The 20,918-nt window shown below is 75.0% G+C and carries 21 protein-coding genes and 1 pseudogene; 14 read left to right on the forward strand and 8 right to left on the reverse strand.

The window, feature by feature from the left end; all coding sequences use genetic code 11:
• Positions 1-53 precede the first annotated feature (53 nt).
• The 3 genes from KOV94_RS12855 (at position 54) to KOV94_RS12865 (ending at position 2,868) form a co-directional block, all read left to right on the forward strand.
• A complete protein-coding gene (locus tag KOV94_RS12855; RefSeq protein ID WP_162353390.1) occupies positions 54-1,058 on the forward strand; it encodes a hypothetical protein in 1,005 nt (334 codons plus the stop codon).
• A gap of 244 nt (positions 1,059-1,302) precedes the next feature.
• Positions 1,303-1,854, forward strand: a complete 552-nt coding sequence (locus KOV94_RS12860) for a hypothetical protein (protein WP_218052243.1) — start codon at positions 1,303-1,305, stop codon at positions 1,852-1,854.
• Positions 1,855-1,902: 48 nt separating this feature from the next.
• The gene (locus KOV94_RS12865; protein ID WP_218052244.1) at positions 1,903-2,868 is read left to right on the forward strand and encodes a siderophore-interacting protein; all 966 of its coding nucleotides are present in this window, start codon (positions 1,903-1,905) and stop codon (positions 2,866-2,868) included.
• Positions 2,869-2,970: 102 nt separating this feature from the next.
• Here KOV94_RS12865 and KOV94_RS12870 read toward each other — a convergent pair whose 3' ends face one another.
• The gene (locus tag KOV94_RS12870) at positions 2,971-3,624 is read right to left on the reverse strand and encodes a TetR/AcrR family transcriptional regulator (protein WP_218052245.1); all 654 of its coding nucleotides are present in this window, start codon (positions 3,622-3,624) and stop codon (positions 2,971-2,973) included.
• A gap of 104 nt (positions 3,625-3,728) precedes the next feature.
• Here KOV94_RS12870 and KOV94_RS12875 point away from each other — a divergent pair, with 104 nt between their 5' ends.
• From KOV94_RS12875 to KOV94_RS12895, 5 genes are all read left to right on the forward strand, one after another.
• Positions 3,729-4,889 (forward strand): FAD-dependent monooxygenase, encoded by a 1,161-nt coding sequence (locus KOV94_RS12875; RefSeq protein ID WP_218052246.1) that lies wholly within the window; start codon positions 3,729-3,731, stop codon positions 4,887-4,889.
• 88 nt (positions 4,890-4,977) lie between these two features.
• Positions 4,978-6,297, forward strand: coding sequence for an FAD-binding oxidoreductase (locus tag KOV94_RS12880; protein WP_218052247.1), 1,320 nt, complete (start codon positions 4,978-4,980; stop codon positions 6,295-6,297).
• Between the two features lie 114 nt (positions 6,298-6,411).
• Positions 6,412-6,657, forward strand: a complete 246-nt coding sequence (locus KOV94_RS12885) for a DUF6480 family protein (RefSeq protein ID WP_218052248.1) — start codon at positions 6,412-6,414, stop codon at positions 6,655-6,657.
• A 256-nt stretch (positions 6,658-6,913) separates the two neighbouring features.
• On the forward strand, positions 6,914-7,486 hold the full coding sequence (gene sigK, locus KOV94_RS12890; protein ID WP_308160524.1) for an ECF RNA polymerase sigma factor SigK: 573 nt from the start codon (positions 6,914-6,916) through the stop codon (positions 7,484-7,486).
• Positions 7,483-8,337: an anti-sigma factor gene (locus tag KOV94_RS12895; protein ID WP_218052250.1), complete on the forward strand. Its 855-nt coding sequence runs from the start codon at positions 7,483-7,485 to the stop codon at positions 8,335-8,337. The genes sigK and KOV94_RS12895 overlap by 4 nt, the downstream gene beginning before the upstream one ends.
• 321 nt (positions 8,338-8,658) lie before the next feature.
• Here KOV94_RS12895 and KOV94_RS12900 read toward each other — a convergent pair whose 3' ends face one another.
• Positions 8,659-9,333, reverse strand: coding sequence for a fasciclin domain-containing protein (locus KOV94_RS12900; RefSeq protein WP_218052251.1), 675 nt, complete (start codon positions 9,331-9,333; stop codon positions 8,659-8,661).
• Positions 9,334-9,494: 161 nt separating this feature from the next.
• Between KOV94_RS12900 and KOV94_RS12905 the strand changes: the two genes are divergently transcribed.
• Together KOV94_RS12905 and KOV94_RS12910 are read left to right on the forward strand one after the other, a co-directional pair.
• Positions 9,495-11,462, forward strand: coding sequence for a cytochrome c biogenesis protein CcdA (locus tag KOV94_RS12905; protein WP_218052252.1), 1,968 nt, complete (start codon positions 9,495-9,497; stop codon positions 11,460-11,462).
• A 70-nt stretch (positions 11,463-11,532) separates the two neighbouring features.
• Positions 11,533-12,231, forward strand: a complete 699-nt coding sequence (locus KOV94_RS12910; RefSeq protein ID WP_160142838.1) for a hypothetical protein — start codon at positions 11,533-11,535, stop codon at positions 12,229-12,231.
• 109 nt (positions 12,232-12,340) lie between these two features.
• On the opposite strand, the gene KOV94_RS12915 is transcribed toward KOV94_RS12910, so the two are convergent.
• Together KOV94_RS12915 and KOV94_RS12920 are read right to left on the reverse strand one after the other, a co-directional pair.
• Entirely contained in the window at positions 12,341-14,062 is a 1,722-nt protein-coding gene (locus KOV94_RS12915) for a GMC family oxidoreductase (protein ID WP_218052253.1), read from the reverse strand.
• A 76-nt stretch (positions 14,063-14,138) separates the two neighbouring features.
• Positions 14,139-15,038 carry a LysR family transcriptional regulator gene (locus KOV94_RS12920; RefSeq protein ID WP_162353379.1) on the reverse strand — a complete coding sequence of 300 codons (900 nt, stop codon included), beginning with the start codon at positions 15,036-15,038 and terminating at the stop codon, positions 14,139-14,141.
• Between the two features lie 71 nt (positions 15,039-15,109).
• Here KOV94_RS12920 and KOV94_RS12925 point away from each other — a divergent pair, with 71 nt between their 5' ends.
• Positions 15,110-16,063 carry a DMT family transporter gene (locus tag KOV94_RS12925; RefSeq protein ID WP_308160526.1) on the forward strand — a complete coding sequence of 318 codons (954 nt, stop codon included), beginning with the start codon at positions 15,110-15,112 and terminating at the stop codon, positions 16,061-16,063.
• A gap of 10 nt (positions 16,064-16,073) precedes the next feature.
• Here the strand turns inward: KOV94_RS12925 and KOV94_RS21305 are convergent.
• Together KOV94_RS21305 and KOV94_RS12935 are read right to left on the reverse strand one after the other, a co-directional pair.
• A pseudogene (locus KOV94_RS21305) lies at positions 16,074-16,247 on the reverse strand (NAD(P)-binding protein); the annotation flags it as partial.
• A 130-nt stretch (positions 16,248-16,377) separates the two neighbouring features.
• Positions 16,378-17,691: a Fic family protein gene (locus KOV94_RS12935; protein WP_218052255.1), complete on the reverse strand. Its 1,314-nt coding sequence runs from the start codon at positions 17,689-17,691 to the stop codon at positions 16,378-16,380.
• Positions 17,692-18,109: 418 nt separating this feature from the next.
• Here KOV94_RS12935 and KOV94_RS12940 point away from each other — a divergent pair, with 418 nt between their 5' ends.
• Positions 18,110-18,601 (forward strand): FBP domain-containing protein, encoded by a 492-nt coding sequence (locus KOV94_RS12940; RefSeq protein WP_218052256.1) that lies wholly within the window; start codon positions 18,110-18,112, stop codon positions 18,599-18,601.
• 70 nt (positions 18,602-18,671) lie between these two features.
• On the opposite strand, the gene KOV94_RS12945 is transcribed toward KOV94_RS12940, so the two are convergent.
• The gene (locus KOV94_RS12945) at positions 18,672-19,136 is read right to left on the reverse strand and encodes a MarR family winged helix-turn-helix transcriptional regulator (RefSeq protein WP_200829650.1); all 465 of its coding nucleotides are present in this window, start codon (positions 19,134-19,136) and stop codon (positions 18,672-18,674) included.
• A 58-nt stretch (positions 19,137-19,194) separates the two neighbouring features.
• Between KOV94_RS12945 and KOV94_RS12950 the strand changes: the two genes are divergently transcribed.
• Positions 19,195-19,413 carry a hypothetical protein gene (locus tag KOV94_RS12950; RefSeq protein ID WP_124342046.1) on the forward strand — a complete coding sequence of 73 codons (219 nt, stop codon included), beginning with the start codon at positions 19,195-19,197 and terminating at the stop codon, positions 19,411-19,413.
• A gap of 139 nt (positions 19,414-19,552) precedes the next feature.
• On the opposite strand, the gene rbsK is transcribed toward KOV94_RS12950, so the two are convergent.
• Positions 19,553-20,458 (reverse strand): ribokinase, encoded by a 906-nt coding sequence (gene rbsK, locus KOV94_RS12955; RefSeq protein ID WP_218052257.1) that lies wholly within the window; start codon positions 20,456-20,458, stop codon positions 19,553-19,555.
• A gap of 256 nt (positions 20,459-20,714) precedes the next feature.
• Between rbsK and KOV94_RS12960 the strand changes: the two genes are divergently transcribed.
• Entirely contained in the window at positions 20,715-20,897 is a 183-nt protein-coding gene (locus KOV94_RS12960; RefSeq protein ID WP_124342044.1) for a hypothetical protein, read from the forward strand.
• Positions 20,898-20,918 lie beyond the last annotated feature (21 nt).

Raw genomic sequence — 20,918 nt, forward strand, 5'->3', positions numbered from 1 at the left:
GCACCCGGGAGGGGTGCTGCTACGCTATAAGCATCGTCAGTCGGGAGCTGAAAATGCTTATGAGCGACGTGTTCGTCGCCCTCGCGCAGGCGCACGGCATCGTTTTCCGGCCGTCGCCGGCCCTGGGCGTGCACGCACCGCTCACGCTGACCGGCCCGGACATGCCCGCGACCCCGTACGACGTGCACACGACCGGTGCGCTGTACCCCTCGCGCGTGCGCCGGTACAGCGTCGACCGGTACGCGCTCGCTGCGGCGCGACCTCGACCGCTCGTCATCGCCGCATCCGCGACGCGCGCGGCTCGCGACACCGCGCTCGAGGTCGGCGTGTCGCTGCTCGTCGCCCCCGACGGCGGCCCCGTCACCGGTGTGCTGATCGACGCGAGCGGGCGCACGCACGTCGTTGACGCGCCGACCGCGCACGAGGCAGCGGACGAGGCACCACGGCGTTCGGGCCGCACGCCGTGGGGCGCCTACGCACTCGCGATCTCCCTGCTGCACGACCCCACCCCGCGCAGCCAGGCCGCGCTGGCGTGCGAGGTGTCCCTCACGCAGCCGCGGGTCTCGCAGGCGCTCAGGGACATGCACGACTTCGTCGCGCGCGAGCCGGCCGGCTGGGCCGTGCGGGACTCGGACCAGCTCGCGCGCTGGCTGCGTGACCGGTACCCGCAGCCCCGGACCAGCGCGACGTGGCTCACGCTCGACGCCCCCGTCCTGGCGACGAGGGCGATCGCTGGTGCACTCGAGGACGCCGGTGTCCGGTACGCGGTCACCGGGCAGGTCGCCGCCGACTCCTACGCACCATGGGCGCGGCCGACGCGCACGACCATCTGGGCCGACCAGCTCGTCGACCTGTCCGCTGTCGGCTGCACACCCGCACGGGCGACCGACGCCACCGTCACCATCGCGGTGCCGGACGACCCGTACGCACTGCAAGACGCGACGTTGCGTGGAGGACTGCACCTGGCTGATCCGTGGCGGGTCTGGCTGACGCTGGCCCAGGACGGCGACGACGCCGCGGCGGACCGGCTGCGCGAGAAGCTGGTACAGGCGGCATGAGCTCGCTCGTGCTCGCGTCGACCTCGAAGGCGACCGACGCGGGTTGGCTCGCCGCGGCGGACATCGCCTCGGTCGCCGGCGCGGTCGGTGTCCCCTACCGGCTCGTCGGCGGCCTGGCGGTCACGCTGCTGGTCCACGTCCACGGCGCGGACGAGCTCGCTCCTGCCCGCGAGACCGCCGACGCCGACCTCGGTGTGCCGTTCGACGTGTGCGCGACGATCGCCTTCGGCAGGCGCTTCTCGACGTGGGATATGGCCAGATGCAGGGCAACCGGTTCGTGCGCGTCGACGCGGACGGGCGCGAGCTGGTGGTCGACGTGCTCACGACGTCGTACACCGGCCGGATGGAATCGAACCAGGAGCGCGGCCAGCTCGTCGTCGACGCCATCCCCGGCCTGCACACCGCGCTCCGCGAGCCGGCGACGGCCGTCGAGCTCACCGCCGTGCTCACCGACGGGACCGAGCTGCACACCACCCTCCTGCTACCGGACGTCGCCGCAGCCCTCGTGCTCAAGGCGTACGCATACCGCGGCCGGTACGCCGGGTCCGACGCCGTGGACATCCACCGGCTGCTCGAGGCCGCGAACGTCGCGGGTCGGACCGCGGCCGACTGGCCCGGGCGGACCGAAGGGCGAGACGCCGCCCACGTGCTCCACACGTCGTTCGGGGCTGCGGCGTCCGAACGCTGCACTGCGGGGAGCAGACGCGCGCGTCCGGCTCCTGGTGCAGAAGATCGTCGCCACGCACTGACCTCCGGCGCGGCCGACAGGCGATACGCACCTGCAGTGTCCATGTGACGAACACCTGGGTTTAGGCAAGCCTCACCTTCGCGTAGGGTGGCGGGCGTGACGACGACCACGACGACGGACGCCACCGCCGCCGCGACCGACGCCCTGCCGTTCCGCATGTTCGCGGTGCAGGTGTCCGACGTGCAGCGCCTGTGCCCCAGCGTCCTGCGCCTCACCTTCACGGGTGAGGACCTCGACCGCTTCGCGGACAACGGGTTCGACCAGCGCATCAAGTTCTTCCTGCCGCTGCACGACGCCGGCTACGACGAGCTGCTCTCGCTCGACGGCAGCGCCGACTGGTACGGCCGCTGGCGCGCGCTGCCCGACGAGCGCCGCCACACCGTCCGCACGTACACCGCGCGTGCCGTCCGCCAGCACCGCCGCGAGCTCGACGTCGACGTCGTGCTGCACGGCGACCTCGGACCGGCGTCCCGCTGGGCCGGCACGGCCGCCCCCGGCGACGAGCTCGTCATCCTCGGCCCCAACGCCGACGCGGTCGGCCCGCACGGCGGCGTCGACTTCGTGCCCCCGGCGCGCACCGACCGCCTGCTCATCGCGGGCGACGAGACGGCGCTGCCCGCCATCGCGGGCATCCTCGAGCGTCTGCCCGCCGACGCGCGGGGCGAGGCCATCATCGAGATGCCGCACCCCGAGGACCGCCTCGACCTCGTCGCCCCCGCGGGTGTGACCGTCCGCTGGTACGGCCGCGGCGACGAGCCGCACGGCTCGCTGCTCGTGCCCGCCGTCCAGGCCGCGTGCGCCCGCATGCTGCCCGGCCAGGCGCCTGCGCCCGACGTCGTCCTCGAGGACGTCGACGTCGACGAGGGCATCCTGTGGGAGGTGCCGGTCGACTGGTCGACCGGCGCCCCGCTCGCCGAGGAGGCGCACCTGTACGCGTGGCTCGCCGGCGAGGCCGCGGTCATCAAGACGCTGCGCCGCCACCTCGTGTCCGAGTGCGGCGTCGACCGCAAGGCCGTCGCGTTCATGGGTTACTGGCGCGAGGGGCGCTCCGAGGCGAGCTGACCGCTCGTCGACCTGTCCGGCTCGCCCTCGGCGCGGCTGGATCGCGGCGCCCGGCAGGCCCGTCAGCCGTCGCCCGCTCGGCGGCAGGCCGACGACACCCCTCTACGACGCGCCGCGCTCCGCGGTGACCGCGCGCACGGCAAGCCCGACTGCGGTCCGGAGGTCGGCGACGCTCTCCGGCGTTCCCGGCGGCGGGCCGCTGAGTGACCCGGCCCCGATGAGCCGGTCGAAGACGAGCCCGTCGAGGAACGCCACGAGCGCGTCGCCGCGTCGCTCCGCGTCCGGCACGCCAGCACGGGCCAGCAGCTCACGGGCCTGCACGCGGAACCCGACCCCGTGGGCGAGGACCGTGCGCAGCTCGGGGTGGTGCGTGGCCTCGAGCAGGCAGGCGTAGCGCACGAGCGTGCGGGTGCGCCCGGTGCTGAGCCAGGCGTCGAGGACGACGGCGACCTGGGCGGCGAACGCGTCCACGTGGTCGGGCTGCAGTGCGCCCGCGAGGTCGGCTGACTCGCCCCCCGAGCCCACGAAGCGCAGTCCCTGGTCCGCGAGCTCGGCCTGGTCCAGGTCGGCGAGCCGTTGGACGACCGCCTCGACGAGGGCCCGACGGGTGCGGAAGTGCACCGAGGTGGTGCCCGTCGGGACCCCGGCTCGCGCGTCGACCGCGCGGTGGGTGAGCCCGCGCATCCCGGCGTCGGCGACGAGCTGGATCGCCGCGTCCGTGAGGACCGCGAAGCGCGGTGGACGGTCCTGACTCACGACGTCGCCGCCTTTCCTCGAGCATCTACAGGTGTAGTAGCCTGGATTCTACAGGTGTAGTGCCGAGGATGGGGACGGACATGCGGGAAGCACGGAGTGCGGTCGTGGTCGGCGGAGGTATCGGCGGACTCGCGGCGGCCGTGGCGTTGCGACGGGTCGGCTGGTCCGTGACCGTGCTGGAGCGCGCCGACGCGTTCGAGGAGGTCGGCGCCGGCATCAGCCTCATGTCCAACGCGCTCGCCTGCCTCGACGCGCTCGGTCTCGGGGAGGCCGTGCGCGACGGCTCGCGCCCGCAGCTCGGCGGCGGGATGCGGACGCCGTCCGGCGCCTGGCTCTCCCGGCTCGACGGTGCGGCCGTGGAGGAGGAGCTCGGCGTCAACGCCGTCGTCCTGCCACGCCCCGAGCTCCTGGCGCTGCTCTTCGGTGCGCTGCCGGACGAGTCCGTGATCACCGGCGCGACGCCGTCGGCGATCGTCGACGACGAGGACGGCGTCGCGGTGCGCTACGTGCGCGACGGTCACGAGGGCACGCTCCGTGCGGACCTCGTCGTGGGCGCCGACGGGCTGCGCAGCTGGGTGCGCGCGCAGCGGTGGCCGGACGCGCCCGGACCCGTCCACGACGGGTCCACCGCCTGGCGCGCGATCACGACGGCCCCGGTCGGGACGGACGTCGAGATGAGCCAGACGTGGGGTGCCGCGCAGGAGTTCGGGTGCATCCCCCTGGCCGACGGGCGCGTGTACTGGTACGCCGCCGCGTCGACGCCGGAGGGAGAGCGGGCCCCCGACGAGCTCGCGGAGGTGCGCGCGCGCTTCGGCACCTGGCACGCGCCCATCGCCGACGTGCTCGCGGCCACCGACCCGGCGGCGGTGCTGCGGCACGACGTCTACCGGCTCCCCGACCTCCCGACGTACGTCCGCGGCAGGGTGGCCCTGCTGGGCGACGCCGCGCACGCGATGGTCCCGAACCTCGGCCAAGGCGGTGCCCAGGCGATCGAGGACGCCGTCGTGCTCGCGGCGGCGCTCGCATCGACGCCCGACCTGACGTCAGCGCTGGACGCGTACGACCGGCAGCGGCGCCCACGGAGCCAGTCGATCGGCCGTGCCGCCACGACGATCAGCCGCTTCGGGCAGCAGCTGCGCCACCCCGTCGCGGTGGCGGTGCGCAACACGGCGATGCGGCTCACCCCGGACCGCGTGGCGCTGAGCTCGATGGCCCGCTTCGGGCGCTGGACACCCCCGACGCTGCCGGCCCCGGGTCCGCGCTGACCCGACACCGCGCACTTCTGGCGGTCGCTGAGCGGTCCGTGGCGGTCGCACCCTTGGCAGGGCGCGCCGGGCTCGACAGAGTCGTGCCATGTCCCAGGCTCGCGTGCTGCCCGCGTTCGACGGTGAGGTCCTGGTCCCCGGCGACCCGGGGTACGACGAGGCGCGCGCCGTCTGGAACGGCGCGATCGACCGCAGACCGCGGTACGTCGTGCGGTGCGCCGGTGCGGACGACGTGCAGCGCGCCGTCCGCGTCGCGCGCGAGCACGGGCTGACGCTCGGCGTCCGCGGCGGCGGGCACAGCGCCGCGGGGTGGGCGGTGCCCGACGACGGGCTGATGATCGACCTGTCGGGCATGCGCGAGGTCGCGGTCGACCCGGCCGCGCGCACGGCCCAGGTGCAGGGCGGCGCGCTGCTCGGCTCGCTCGACGCGGCCACGCAGCCGTTCGGGCTCGCGACGACGGCGGGCATCGTGTCGCACACGGGCATCGGCGGGCTGGCGCTCGGCGGCGGCGTGGGGTGGCTCGCGCGGCAGGTCGGTCTGACCTGCGACAACGTCTGCGGGTTCGAGGTCGTCACGGCCGAGGGGGAGGTCGTCCGAGCGACCGCCGACGAGAACCCGGACCTGTTCTGGGGGCTGCGCGGCGGCGGCGGCAACTTCGGCGTCGTCACGCGCTTCGACCTCACGCTGCACGACGTCGGGACTCAGGCCCTCGTGGCCGAGGTGGACCTCGACCCCGAGCACGCGCTCGACGCGCTGCGGACCTGGGTCGCCCGGGCGTCGGACGCCCCGCGACCCGCCACGCTCTACGCCGACCTCGTCGCCGGGGGCGCGCTCACGCTCGGGTTCTCCTGGGTCGGGGATCCCGCCGGGGCGGAAGGGCTCGTCGCGGAGCTCGACCGGCTCGGGACGCCGCTCGCCCGACGCGTCGAACCCCGCTCGTACCTCGAGCTGCAGAGCCAGTCGGACGTCCCGACCGCGCACGGCTTCCGGCGCTACGCGAAGAGCCACTACGTCCGGGGTCTGACCGACGCGGCGCTCGAGGCGTTCCTGGCGCACGTCGACGCGCGCGTCGGCGCGGCGAGCCTCGTCGCGTACGGCGGCGCGATCGCGGACGTCGACCCGGACGCGACGGCGTTCGTCCATCGTGACGTCGAGTTCGAGTACGACGTCGGTGCGCGGTGGGAGGACCCGGCGGACGACGAGGCCGTCGTCGCGTCGTGCCGCCGCCTCGCGTCGGGGCTCGAGCCGTGGAGCACCGGGGTGTACGTCAACGCGCTCGCCGACGAGGGCGCCGCGGGCGTCCGGCGGGCGTACGGGGACGGAACCTACGCACGGCTGCGCCAGGTCAAGGCGGCCTGGGACCCCGAGAACGTCTTCCGCCTCAACCAGAACATCCCGCCGGCCTGATCTCGCGAGGTCCCGTCCGGACGGCTGCGGGCGGCACCGCGGGTCGGGTCGAGGACCGCCGGTTGCCGGTCGGCGGTGCGCCCCGCACGCTGGGAGGACGACGAGAGGGGACGCATGAGCTCGACCGACCCGTACCGCAACCCGGACCCCGACCCCGACGAGACGCCGGGGCTCGAACCCGGTGGCGGCGTCGCACCCGGCGACACGCCGCCCGCGGAGTCGTCCACGTCCGGCGCGTCGGACCGGCAGCCCGGCACCGCGTCGACACGCGCCAACTGGATGGCGTACGGGGTGATCGGGGCGTTCGTCGTCCTGATCGGCCTGTTCTTCGTGGGGTACGCGATCGGTCTGCTCGACTGAGTTCCCGTCACGCGTCCTGCGCCGCTCCTGACGCCCGGGTCTGCGGAGCCGGGTGCGTAGCACCGGTGCGTGACGCGCGCCACCCGTCCGGCGGGGCGCCGGCTCCGAACCACGGTCGACCCGTCCCGACGAGCCGACTGCGAGCGTCCCCATGTCCACCCTGGTCGTCTGCGCGACCCCCGCGCCGCCCTCCCCGTTCGCCGGGGTGGCGGCGCGCGTTCGTCGCGTACGCGAGCCGTGGGGCACACTGACCGGCGTGACGAACCCCGCGCGCGAGTCGGTGGCCGACTCCGCGCAGGGCCTCATGGCGGCGGTGGCGACCGGTGACCAGGCCGCCTTCGCGAGCCTCTACGACCTGCTGTCCCGCGCCGTACACGGCACGTGCCTCGGCGTCCTGCGGGACCCCGACCACGCCGCCGAGGTCGCGCAGGAGGTGTGGGTCGAGGTGTGGCGCACCGCCGCCCGCTACGAGGCATCGCGCGGGTCGGTGCGCACCTGGGTCACGACGCTCGCGCACCGCCGGGCCGTCGACCGCGTGCGGGCCGTGCAGGCGCAGCGCGACCGCGACCAGCGGGTGCTCGACGAGAGCACCGAGCGCCCGTTCGACGTGGTCGCGGACGACGTCGAGCAGCGCCTCGAGCAGTCCGCCGTGCGCGACTGCCTGGGCTCGTTGACCGAGACGCAACGCACCGCGGTTGTCCTCGCCTACTACGGCGGCCGGACCTACCGTGAGGTGGCGGCCGAGCTCGACGCGGCGCTGCCGACCGTGAAGTCCCGCATCCGCGACGGGCTGCTGCGCCTCAAGGACTGCCTGGGGGTGACCGCGTGAGCGAGCACGACGACGTCCGCGCCCTCCTCGGCGCGTACGCGCTCGACGCCGTCGACGACGACGAGCGCCGCGCCGTGGAGGCCCTCGTGGCCGCCGACCCCGACGCCGCTCGCGAGCTCGCCGACCTGCGCGCCGTCGCCGCACGACTGGGTGCCGCCGTCGAGGCCGAGCCGCCCGCGGGCGCCCGGGCCGCCGTGCTCGCCGCGATCGCGTCGACGCCGCAGGACGCGGACGAGCGCACGTCGCCGGACCATGACGGCGTGCCGCCCGTCGTCGTCGCCGACATGCCGTCCGCCGACGTGCCGTCCGCCGAGGTGCCGGCCGCCGAGGTGCCGGCCGTCAGGCCGGAGTTCGTCGCGGCGCCCTCGGTCGTCCCGCCCGTCGACGAGCGGTCGACCCCGCGTCGCGGTCCCGCGCGCTGGTACGCGCTCGCCGCCGCGGTCGCGATCGGGGCGGCCGTCCCGGGTGCGCTGCTCGTGCAGCAGGTCGCCCACACGCGCCAGGTCCAGGCCGAGCAGCAGCAGGTCGCGGACCTCCTGACCGACCCGTCCGCGGTGCTCGTGCACCAGGACGTGGCCGACGGCGGCGACGTGACGGCGATCCTCACCGACACACGGGCCGTCTTCACGGCGGAGAACCTGCCCGACCCCGACGACGGGCGCGTCTACCAGCTCTGGGTCGTCCGTGAGGGGCAGCCGCTCTCCGCGGGTGTCATGACGAGCGACGACGGGACGGTCCGGCAGTTCGCCGACGACTTCGCGCCCGGGGACGCGCTCGCCGTGACGGTCGAGCCGGCCGGCGGGTCCGCGCAGCCGACGAGCGACCCGATCGTGGTCCTCGCCGCGGCCTGACGCCGCACGCCGCACGCCCGCCGCACACGCCCGCCGCACGCCCGCCGACCTCGCCGCGGCCGGCCGTCGAGCGTGCGCCCCCGTCGTCCCGGCGGCCCGCGCTCGCACGCCCGACGACCCTCGGCGCGCGGGCGTCGCCCTGATGATCCCGTCGCGCGCGGACGCCGTCCCGACGAGCCGCACCCGGGACGACGAGAGCCCCCTCGCCGCAGGAGGCGAGGGGGCTCCGTGCTCCCCGACGGGCACCATGTCCGGGCACCGCAGGGGTGCCCCCGTCGGGGAGCGGGACGGTCCGGCACCGCACGGGACCGGACCGAGCCGTCACATCGTCGGCATGAGCACCGAGTCGATGAGGTAGACGGTCGCGTTGGCGGTGTGGACGCCGCCGCAGACGACCTTGGCGTCGTTGACCATGAGCTCGTCGCCCGAGCCGGTGACCTCGACGGTGCCGCCCTGGACGGTGGTCTGCGTGCCGACGACCTGGTCGGGCGTGAGCTGACCGGGCACGACGTGGTACGTGAGGATCGACGTCAGCGTCGGGGTGTCGGTCTTGAGGCCCTCGATCGTCGCGGGGTCGATCTTCGCGAAGGCGTCGTCGACGGGCGCGAACACCGTGAACTCGTCGCCGTTGAGCGTGTCGACCAGGTTGACGTCGGGGTTGAGCTGGCCGGAGACGGCGGCGGTGAGGGTCTTGAGCATCGGGTTGTTCGACGCGGCGACCGCGACGGGATCGGTCGACATGCCCATGACCGAGCCGGGCCCGTCGGGGACGGCGGCGGCGTAGTCGGCACAGCCGGGGCCGACGAGGTCCGCGGCGGGGTCGGCGGCCATCATCCCGTCGTCCTCGGGCGTCGACTCCTCCATGGGCGTCTGCTCCATCGTGGCCGTCTCGTCGGCGCCGGCCGTGTCGTCGCCCGAGGAGCACGCGGTGAGGGTGAGCCCGGTGACACCGGCGAGCAGGACCGCGGCGACGCGGGTGCGGGTGGTGGTCTTCATGGTGGTTCCCTCCTGAGTCCGAAGGGAGCGGCCCGGTGCCCGGTGGCTCCCCTGTCGAGGGTGGTTCGGGGCCGTCGACGGGGTGGATGGGTGCGGATGTCGACGAGTTCCCGACGCGTCCCGGACCCATCCGCGGGGGTCCTCGGCGGCGAACGTCGGGCATGGACCTGCTCACGCTCGCGCTGATCGGCCTCGTCGGCGGCCTCGTCACCGGCGTCTCGCCGTGCATCCTCCCCGTGCTGCCCGTCGTGCTCGTCGCGGGGGCGACGGGGTCGTCGGGTGCAGCCGGACCGCCGGGGAGCCCGTCGGGGCGCCGGACGCGGCCGCGCGTCGCCGGGGGCGCCTCGTCGTCGGGCTCGGGCACGTCGGGGGCAGGCCTGCCCGGCTTCGGCGTCCTGCCGGTGCCCGACTTCCTGCGCGGCACGGCGGCGGGCACCGCAGCGGGTGACGGCGGGACGCGTGCCGCCGGTGCGGGTGGGGGTGCGGTGACGGCGACGATCGACGGACCGCCCTCGGGCGACGAGCCGACGGTGACGCGGGCGCGCCGGTCGGCTCGTCCCTACCTGGTCGTCGCGGGCCTGGTCACGAGCTTCACGCTCGTCACGCTGCTCGGCAGCGTCGTGCTGTCGGTGCTGGGCCTGCCGCAGGACCTGCTGCGCTGGACGGGCATCGTCGTGCTCGCGGTGATCGGCCTCGGCCTGCTCGTGCCGCGGCTCGAGGCGATCATCGAGCGGCCGTTCGCGCGACTCGCTCCGCGCAACGCCCCCCGCTCGAGCCGCGGCGGGTTCGTGCTGGGTCTCGGTCTGGGCGCGGTCTACGTGCCGTGCGCGGGTCCGGTCCTCGCGGCGATCACGGTCGCGGGTGCGAGCGGGAACGTCGGCCCCGGGACCGTCGTGCTGACCGTGGCGTTCGCGCTGGGTGCTGCCGCGCCGCTGCTGGCCGTCGCGCTGGCCGGACGTCGGGCGTCGGAGCGCGTCAAGGCGTTCCGGTCGCACCTGCGCGCGGTACGGGCGGTCGGCGGTGCGCTCATGATCGCGCTCGCGCTCGCGCTGTCGTTCAACCTGACGGACGCGATCCAGCGCGCCCTGCCCGGCTACACCGACCGGTTGCAGGAGCAGATCGCGGCCGATCCTCGCGTGCAGCGCGAGCTCGACCTCGGCGGTCTCGTCACCGCGGAGAACGAGGGCCTGAGCCGCTGCACCGACGGTGCCGAGGAGCTCGAGGAGTGCGGCCCGGCGCCCGCGATCCGCGGCATCGACACGTGGCTCAACACGCCCGACGGCGCACCCGTCGACCTGACCGACCAGCGGGGCAAGGTCGTGCTGCTCGACTTCTGGGCGTACTCCTGCATCAACTGCCAGCGGTCCGTCCCGCACGTCGTCGCGTGGGACGAGGCGTACCGCGACGCCGGGCTCGTGGTGGTCGGCGTGCACACGCCCGAGTACGCGTTCGAGAGGGAGACCCGCAACGTCGTCGACGGCGCCCGCCGGTTCGGCATCGAGTACCCCGTCGCGCAGGACAACGCGTACGCGACGTGGACCGCGTACCGGAACCGGTACTGGCCGGCCGCGTACCTCGTCGACGCCGACGGGCAGGTGCGCCACGTCTCGCAGGGCGAGGGGAACTACGAGGCGACGGAGACGATGATCCGCGAGCTGCTCGTCGCCGCCGACCCCGACGTCGTGCTCCCGCCGCGCACGCAGGTCGACGACGCGACTCCGCAGGAGGACGTCACCCCCGAGACGTTCCTCTCCGTCTCGAAGCGCAGCAACGTCGCCGGGGAGTACGTGCAGGGCGAGCACACCTACGCACTGCCGACCGGGCAGGATCCCGACACGGTCGCGCTCGGCGGGACGTGGACGACGGACTTCCAGGGCGCGAACGCCGGCGCCGACGCCACCCTCCGGCTCCGCTACCACGCGGCCGTCGTGCAGACCGTGCTCGGCGGGACGGGCGAGGTCGGGTTCGTCGTGCGCGGCGCCGACGGGCGCGTCGTGGACCGCGGCAGGCTCGACGTCGCCGGGTCGCCGCGGTCCTACCCGGTCGTCGACGGCGACGAGGTCGCGGAGGGGACCGTCGAGCTCGACGCCCCCGAAGGCGTGACGGTCTACTCGTTCACCTTCGGGTGACGCCCGCGACGGACACGGATCCGGGCGCGACCAGCCACGGCGCGCAAGAACGTCTGTCAGGGTGGTGCGCATGCGGACCCTCACGCTGACCTCGACGATCGCCCTCTGCACCCTGGCCCTCGCGGCCTGCGCGACCGACCCGGAGGCCCAGGAGACGCCGCCCCCGGCGACGTCCGCGTCGGCGCCTGCCGCGTCGTCCTCGCCGACCGGCTCCGTCGCGACGGACGTCGCACCCGAGGTGATGCTGACCGAGGCGGCGTGGACGGCCGTCGGTCCGCAGGCCCCGCGCGACGAGTCGACGGGCGTCGTCGACTGGCGCCTGCCGGAGGCGTGCGCCGCGGGCGACCCGACCGGCGCGTCGGCGATGCGGACCGTCTCCCAGGGCTCGGGTGAGTTCGAGGCCCCCGTGGGCGTGCAGCAGGTCGCCGTGCTCGCGGATGCGGACGCCGCCGTCGCGGAGGCGGAGCGTCTGACCGCCGCGCTGGGCGCGTGCACCGAGGGTGAGCCGCCGACCCGGTACGTCGCGGAGCCGCTCGCGGTGGGGGCGCAGGGGCTCGGGCTGGCGACGGACTACTACGGCTCGTCCGCGTCGGGCTCGCTCGACGACGCGATGGGCACCTACGTCGCGGTGACGCGGCGCGGCAACGCCGTGATGCTCGTCGGGCTGGACGGGGGCGAGGGGACCGTCGGCTCGGCGCGCACGACCGTCTCCGGCCTCGCGCAGCAGGGCTGGGAGCTGCTGTGCCCGTTCGACTCGGCGGGTTGCTGACGCACGGCGCGAACCCGCCGACGGCACCCGCGTCCTGACCGCACAGGTCGCGCGCGGTCGGTACGCGCCCGCTCGCCCCGGCGGCGCCGACCGTGGGGCCGTCGACGCGTCAGGACGTCGGGCGGAGCACGGTCAGCCGCAGGGCGGCGCGCGCCCCCGCCGGCACGACGGGCGCACGCGGGGCGACGGGCGCGACGCGCACGTAGGCCTCGCCGAGCGGCGGCCGTGGGTCCCGGTCCCCGGCGTTCGGCCACAGCGCGCACGCGCGTTCCGCCTGGGCGGTGATCGTCAGCGACGGGTTGACGCCGAGGTTCGCGGTGATCGTCGAGCCGTCGAGGACGTGCAGCCCGTCGTGGCCGAAGACGCGGTGGTACGGGTCGACGACGCCGTCCGCGGCGCTCGTGCCGATGGTGCAGCCGCCGATGAAGTGCGCGGTCATCGGCACGTCGACGATCTCCCCGAGGCTGCTGAACGCCCCGCCACCGACGTGCGCGGCCATGCGTCGGTAGGCGGCGTTGGCCTGCGGGATCCACGTCGGGTTCGGCTCGCCGTCACCGGGTGTCGAGGTCAGGCGCCAGCGGCCGAGCCGCGTGCGGCGGGGGGAGACGGTGATCGACGCGTCGCCGGTCTGCATGACGAGCCCGATGACGGTGCGCTGCGACCACGACCCGAGCCCGGTGAGGACCGACGCGGCGCGCGCCGGGTGCCGCGCCACCTGACCGAGCCACCGCACGGGCCGCGGGACGCGTCCCCCGCCGTCGGTGAGCACCGTCGCCAGGAGCCCCATGAGGTTCGACCCGCGCCCGTACCGGACCGGTTCCAGGTGGGTGCGCTCGTCGAGCCAGACCGACGACGTGATGGCGACGCCGCTGTTCAACGGCTCGCGCCGCCGCCACCCGCGCACGCGTCGAGCCGCGCCGCCGAGCGACTCGGAGTTGGTCCGGGTGAGCGCGCCGAGCCGGTCGGACAGGCCCGGGAGCGTCCCGTCGGCCTTGAGCCGGTGCAGCAGCGACTGCGTGCCCCACGCACCCGCGGCGACGACCACCTGGTCGGCGACGAGCCGGCCGACCGGCCCGCGCCGCCCGGTCGGCACCGTCGAGACGGCCCACCCCCCGCCGGGACGCGGCGCCAGCGACGTCACCGTCGTGTCCGGGACGATCCGCGCGCCCGCGCGCTCGGCGAGCCACAGGTAGTTCGTCTCGAGCGTGTTCTTGGCCCCGTGCCGGCAGCCGGTCATGCACTCGCCGCACTCGAGGCACCCGCGTCGCTCGGGCCCGGCCCCGCCGAAGAACGGGTCGGGCACCGCGGCCCCCGGCGTGCCGAACACGACGCCGACCGGTGCCGGCCGGAACGACGAGTCCACCCCCAGGTCGCGCGCCGCCGCCAGCACCACGCGGTCCGCGGGCGTGACCGTCGGGTTGTCGACGACCCCGAGCATCCGCCGCGCCTGGTCGTAGTGCGGCGCGAGCTCGTCCCGCCAGTCGGTGATCCCGGCCCACTGCGGGTCGTCCCAGAACGCGGCCGACTCGGGCTCGTACAGCGTGTTCGCGTAGACGAGCGACCCGCCGCCGACTCCCGCCCCCGCGAGGACGACGACGTCGGGCAGCACGTGGATCCGCTGGATGCCGTGGCAGCCGAGCCGCGGCGCCCACAGGAACCGGCGCACGTCCCACGACGTCCGCGGCAGCGTCGCGGGCGTGAAGCGTCGGCCGGCCTCGAGGACGGTGACGCGGTACCCCTTCTCGGAGAGCCGCAGCGCCGCGACCGACCCGCCGAACCCGGACCCCACGACGACGACGTGCGGGCGCGCGTCGCTCCCCGCAGACGTCATCGTCGACCTCCGGCACCACCGCCCGCGTCGGTCACGGACGTCGTGATGATAGGACGACGCCGACCTCGGGCCGGGGTCAGCGTCCGGCCAGGGCGGGGACGGCCTCGCTCGTCGCGTCGAGCGGGCGCTCGTCGGTCGCCGCGACGAGGGCGCGGACGAGCGGGTGCCACGGACGGGTCGTCGGGCCGGTGAGCACGAGGTCGCGCGTCAGCGTGGGCGCGAGCGGGGCCATGACGACGCCGTCGGGGAGCAGGCCGCCGCCCAGGCTGGGCATGACGGAGACCCCGATGCCCTCGTCGACCATGCGGAGCATCGTCGCCAGCTCGCGGACACGCTGTCCGGGGGAGAACGGCAGGCCGGCGGTGCGGTGCAGGCGTCGGACCTGGGCCTCGCACCCGCCCCCGGACACGAGCAGCCCGTCGTCGACGAGCTCGGTCAGCGGGATCGGACCGGCGTCGACGAGCGGGTGGTCGGTGCGGACGACGGCACGGAAGTCGTCGCGCGCGACGAGCCGGGCGCCGTCCGGCGCCGGGTCCGGGTCGACGAGCACCGCGGCGTCGACGATGCCGCCCTCGAGCCAGTCCGCGAGCTCGTCGTCGTCGCCCTCGAACACGCGCACGTGGACGAGGGGCAGGCGGTCGCCCCACGTCCGGAGGAGCGTCGGCATGAGGCCCTGGCACACCGTCGGCACGGCGGCGAGCCGGACCGTCCCGGCCGACCGCGCCGAGGCGTGCTCGGCCGTGAAGGCGTCGGCGGACGCGATCGCGGCGCGCGCGTGGGGGAGCAGGCGGGCGCCGAGCGCCGTCGGCACGACGGGCGTCGCGCGCTCGACGAGCCGGCCACCGGCCTCCTGCTCGAGCGCGGCGACAGCGTGCGAGACGGCGGACTGGCTGACGTCGAGCGTCGCGGCGGCCTCGGTGAAGGACGAGCGGTCGACCACCGCGACGAGGACCCGGAGCTGCACGAGCGTGGGCATGAACCGACCGTATCGCGGTATGAGCCAGATGCGTTTGCCTCATGTCAGAGGTCTCGGCCACGGTGGTCCACGTGACCCGGGACCGGACGATCGTCGTCTACTACCTCGCCGCCGCCCTCGTGTGGGGCGCGAGCTTCCTGTTCATCAAGGTCGGGCTCGACGAGGGGCTGAGCCCGGCGCAGGTCGTGCTGGCGCGGCTGACGCTGGGGGCGGTCGCGCTGCTCGTCGCGATGCTCGTGCTGCGGCGGCGCTGGCCGCGCGGTGCCCGGACGTGGGGGCACCTCGCGGTGCTCGGCGTCGTCCTGTGCGTCGTGCCGTTCCTGCTCTTCTCGTGGGCCGGGCTGTACCTGACGTCGGGGCTCGAGAGCATCCTCAACGCGACGACGCCGCTCATGACCGCCGCGTGGGCGGCGGCGCTGCTGCCCACCGAGCGGCTGGTCGCCCGGCAGCGGGTCGGCCTGCTCGTCGGCATCGTCGGCGTGGTGGTGGTCGTCGCGCCGTGGACCTGGCTCGCGGGCGGCGTGTCCGCGAGCGTCCCGGCCGTGCTCGCGTGCCTCGGGGCGACGGCGAGCTACGGGATCGGCACCACCTACCTGCGCCGGTTCGTCACGCCGCTGGGCCTGCCGCCCGAGTCGGTCGCGGCGGGGCAGATCGGCGCCGGTGCGCTCATGGTGCTGGCCGCGTCGCCGTTCGTCGTGCCGGCGAGCGCGCTCGGCACGCTGGAGGTGTCGTGGCCGCTGGTCGGTGCGATGGTCGCCCTCGGCGCGCTGGGCACCGGCGCGGCGTACGTGTGGTTCAACCGGATCGTCGACGCGTGGGGCGCGCAGCGGGCGTCGACGGTCACGTACCTGACCCCGCTCGTCGGGGTGGTGCTGGGCGCGCTCGTCCTGGGCGAGCGGGTGCACTGGTACGAGCCGGTGGGTGGGGTGCTGGTCGTGCTCGGCGTGGTGGTGGCGCAGCGGGGGAAGCGGACGCCGGTCGCCGCCGCCGCACCGGGCGAAGCGCTCGGGGCGCGGACGGCCTGAGCTCCGCTCTGCGCTGGATGCCGAGGCAGCCGAGCCGCAGCGCCCACAGGAACCGGCGCACGTCCCCCGACGTCCGCGGCAGCATCTGCGGCGTGAAGCGGCGGCCGGCCTCGAGGACCGTGACGCGGTACCCCTTCTCGGAGAGCCGCAGCGCCGCGACCGAACCACCGAAGCCGGAGCCCACGACGACGACGTGCGGGCGCGTGTCGCTTCCCGCAGACGTCGTCGTCGACCTCCGGCACGCCTCGCCCGCGTCGATCACGGTCGTGGCGATGACAAGCAGCGGCGCGGACGGTGGCCGCTCGCTCCTCAGCTCACCGGTGCTGCCCGCGATGCCCCGCAGGCTCTGTGCACGCGCGCCCCGCGCGGGGCAGCCATGCGCCGCACGCGGCCGTGCTTCCCCCGGCCGCCTCGACGGCGACGACCGGGCCGTCGCCGCCGGCGCTCTCGTCGTCCGCACGGTGTCCGGGCAGCAGTGTGCTTACCAGGCCGAGGAGACCGGCCGCGACGTAGACGGTCTTGGTCCTGTCGGCCTTCCGGTCGCGCCGGAGGATCCCCGCGTCGGCCAGGGTCTCGAGCGCCGCCCGTGCGGCGTTGTCGGTCACGGCCTGCGAGGAGGCCACCGACGCCACGTCCAGCACGGGCGAGGTGGGGAGGTCGGCGATGATCCGGTGCGGTGCCCCGTGACGGACACGGCCTGAAGGCGACCGCTCGGCGAGATGGACGTCGAGCGTCTTCGTCTGCACCTCCAGCCAGGAGGCGACGGCGGTCGACAGCCGTACCGACTCCTCGGCTGCGACGCACACCGCGTCGGCGACGACTGCGACGATCGTGTCGTCGTCGCCGCCCCGGTAGGCGTCGAGAGCGGCGTAGTAGCGCTCGCGGTCGCGGAACAGCTCGGTCGAGACGGGGAGCGCGACGCCTGGCGTGAGCCCGTAGCGGGACAGCACGATGCCGAGAAGGATGCGACCGGCGCGGCCGTTGCCGTCGGTGAAGGGGTGGATCGTCTCGAACTGCGCGTGTGCGACGGCGGCCGCGACGACGGCGCTGTGGGCGTGCGACGTGAGGTAGTCGTCGAGGTCGTCGAGCAGACCGGGCACCCGGTCGGACGGCGGTGCGTTGTAGTGCGCGTCGAGCGGAGTGGCGCCCCCGATCCACACCGGCTCCTGACGCACCCCAGCGGCGCCTGGGGTGATCAGCGCGTGCAGGTCGCACACCTCCGCGACCACGCCGCGCGCGGTGGCGGCGGGCCGGGTCAGGGACTCGCGAACGGCGCGGAGGTTGCGCGCGACGATGACGGCAGGAGTGCGTCCACGCTTCACGAAGTCGGCGACAGCCACGGCTCGGGGTGTCGGTTCGTAGCCCTCGATGAGCGAGGACGCGGACGCCTCGGACCGGACGAGGAGGTCACCGATCTGGCCGAGCCCGGCATGCTGCACCGATGCGAGCGCTGCTGCTGCCAGCGCGCCGGCCTCGTCGACGAGCGCCTGCGTCGAGGCACGCAGCACGACCACCCGGCCGGTCAAGGCCTCGGGAACGTACGCCCGGTACGGCCCGGAGCGGGTGTACCGGCGCGGCAACCCGTCCGTGACTGAGGGCGTCCACACCTGGTCGACGAAGGGAGCCATCGCCTCCCTCTCTCGCGGCGTGAGGTGCACGGCTACTCGACCTCAGTTTAGCCGATTCCAGCTAAACTGAGGTCGAGTAGCGTCGGACCTCAGTTCACACCGCTTCGGCGGCCCTTGCCTGTTTGGCGCCTCGGGCGACCGGGTGCACCATGGACGGCGATCTGCGTCGCAGGAACAGCCCGCGACCGCGAGCACGAGGTGCATCTCGATGCAGCAGGGAAGCGAGGCGGCCGTCCTGGCCTCCTCAGGCGCGGGCCCGACGCCCGCCCCGCACGCCTGACGCCTCACGGCGACGACCCGTCCGGACCTGGTCCGCGCGGGTTCCTCGGTGCACCCCGGCGGGCCGTCTCCTGACCCGTGCCGTCCCCGGCCCCTCGATGGACCGGCGACGGCTCCTGCCGCACGAGAGCCGAGACCCATGCTTCCCCTGACCGAACAGCAGATCCGCACGTCCTTCGTGAACTGCTCGCGCCGCGAGGCCGCGCAGCTCACCCTCCCGTCCGACCTGGCCGACCTGCGCTGGGACCGCCTCGACTACCTGGGCTGGATCGACCGCAAGGCGCCGCTGCGCTCCTATGTGGTCGTCCCCGTGGACGACGGGGTCGTCGGCGTCACGCTGCGGGCCCCCGAGGTCGCGTCGCGACGCCGCGCGGTGTGCGCGTGGTGCGAGGACGTCTACGCGACCGACGACGTGTCGATGTACGTGGCCCGCCGGGCCGGCGCGGCCGGTCGCAACGGCGACACCCTCGGGACGCTCGTGTGCACGGACTTCGTGTGCTCGCGCAACGTGCGCCGCAAGCCCACGCTGGTCGAGGCCGGACAGGACCCGGCCGGTGTCGTCCAGCGCCGCATCGAGACGCTGCGCGAGCACTCCGTGCGGTTCGTCCGCGAGGTCCTGCGCGAGTCCTGACCGCTGACGGTGCGGCGTCGGCACGTCTGGCGCCGCACCGGCCCGCGCCCGTCGGGGTCGTCCCTCGCGGTCAGGTGGTCGCGCGGTGGCAGGCGGCGAGCAGCGTCTCCATGCCGACGCGGATCTCGTCGACCTCCCGCCGCGACAGGCCGAGGCGGTCGACCATCGCGGCGGGGATGCCGACGGCGTCGGCGCGCATCGCGCGGCCCTCGTCGGTGAGCGCGATGACGAGCTGCCGCTCGTCGTCGCCCGCACGCGTCTTCGTCACGAGGCCGAGGGCCTCCAGGCGCTTGACCAGCGGCGACGTCGTCGCGGGCTCGAGCTGGAGGACGGCGGCGAGCCGCTTGAGCGACAGGTCGCCGTGCTGCCAGAGCGCGAGCATCGCGAGGTACTGCGGGTGCGTGAGGCCGAGGGGCTCGAGGAGCGACCGGTAGACGCCGACGAGCGCGCGGGCGGCGGCGGACGTCGCGAGGCAGAGCTGCGCCTCGAGCGCGAGGGGGTCGACGTCCGAGGCGTCCGTCACGGTGGTCCGCATGCGAGCATCCTAGTGATAAGTTCGTGCACAAATCATCCGCGCACGAATGGAACTCACGATGGGCTTCGCCGACCGGTTCGACGCGCTGAACAACCACGTGACGCTGTTCTTCCTGCGCTTCGTCGGCCCGCCCTCGGTGGGATCGCCCGACGGCCGCGGTCGCGCGGTGACCGACCAGGAGCGCGCTCGTGAGACCGAGATGCGGCAGACCTTCGATCGCGTCACCGGCCCGGACGGTCGGCCGTACCTGGTCGAGCGACAGTCGCCGGAGGGCTAGGACGCGTCTCCTGACTGTGCAGGCGATCGGACGAGGGCGGCGTCGTGGCGGTGAGCGCGTCGGGCATGATCGGCAGATCGGTTCGCCGCACGGTCCCGGCACCGCGTCGTGTGATCCGGAGCACCGAGTCGGCCGTCGCTCACGGCAGGGGGTCGGTGGCCCACGGGTAGGACGGCTGGGCGCCGAGGCGCGTGACGGACGCCGCGGCGACGCGGGTCGCGAACGCTGCTGCGTCCCGGAGGGCGTCTCCGCCGGCGAGCCGGGCGGCGAGGGCGCCGACGAACGCGTCGCCGGCACCGGTGGTGTCGACCGCGTCGACGCGCACGGCGGGCCACGACCAGGACGCCCCCGCCTCGTGCCCGACGACCCCCGACGTCCCGAGCGTGACGACGACCGACCCCGACCCGCGCGCCGCGAGCTCCGCGGCGGCGTCGCGGGCACCCTCGGCACCGGCGGTGATCGGGCGTCCGAGCAGGAGCGCCGCCTCGTGCTCGTTGACGACGAGCGGGTCGGCCAGACGCACGACGTCGTCGGGGAGCGTGGTCGCGGGTGCGACGTTGAGCAGCACCCGCACGCCGGCACGGTGCGCGACGTGAGCGGCACGGCCGACGGCGTCGAGCGGGATCTCCGCCTGGAGCACGCACACGCGGCCGCCCGCGACCACGTCGCGAGCGGCGTCGACGGCCGCTGGTGTCACGGCGGCGTTGGCGCCCGGGACGACGACGATCGTGTTCCCGCCGTCGCCGGCGAGCGTCACGACGGCGAGCCCTGTCGGCCCGTCGACGGTCGCGACGTGGGTGAGGTCGACGCCCGCCGACGTCAGCAGGCTCAGCGCGACGGCGGCGTCGGGGTCGGTGCCGACGGCCCCGACCAGTGCGACGGACGCGCCGAGCCGGGCGGCGGCGACGGCCTGGTTCGCGCCCTTGCCACCGGGCAGGGTCACGGCGTCACGGCCCAGGAGCGTCTCCCCGGGCCGTGGGTGACGGTCGACCTGCAGCACGAGGTCGGCGTTGACCGACCCCACGACGACGACGTCGTGCCCCATGGCGACTCCTCGTGCTCGACGAGGACATCGTGGCCGCGACGGCGTCGCGTGTCGCGGCCGTGCCCGCCGCACGGGTCCCCGGTTGCGCTTCGCGGGGGGTCGCCTACCGTCGGCAACGGTCCAGCAGAGGTCGTCGGGCGCGGTTGCGCCGAGATGGCGACGGGCGCACCCGGACGGCGGACGCCGTCAGCACACGATCGGGTGACCTGGGTCCAACCAGCCTCAGTCATCCCAGGACTTCGGGGAGGCTTACGGGATGGACATGCGGATCGAGGTCACGAACGCCGACGTCGCCGCGGCCAAGCGCGCCTGGGCGCGCGCGGTGGAGAGCGGCGAGAGTGCCGCCCGCACCCAGGTGCTCTACGACAGCCTGCGCCGCGTCATCAACGCGCAGGCCCAGCAGATGGCGGAGGACTTCCGCGCGAAGCGCGCGAGCTGACGGGCGGACCTCCGCGCGCAG

This window comes from Cellulomonas algicola (assembly GCF_019024305.1).
Taxonomy (GTDB): domain Bacteria; phylum Actinomycetota; class Actinomycetes; order Actinomycetales; family Cellulomonadaceae; genus Cellulomonas; species Cellulomonas algicola.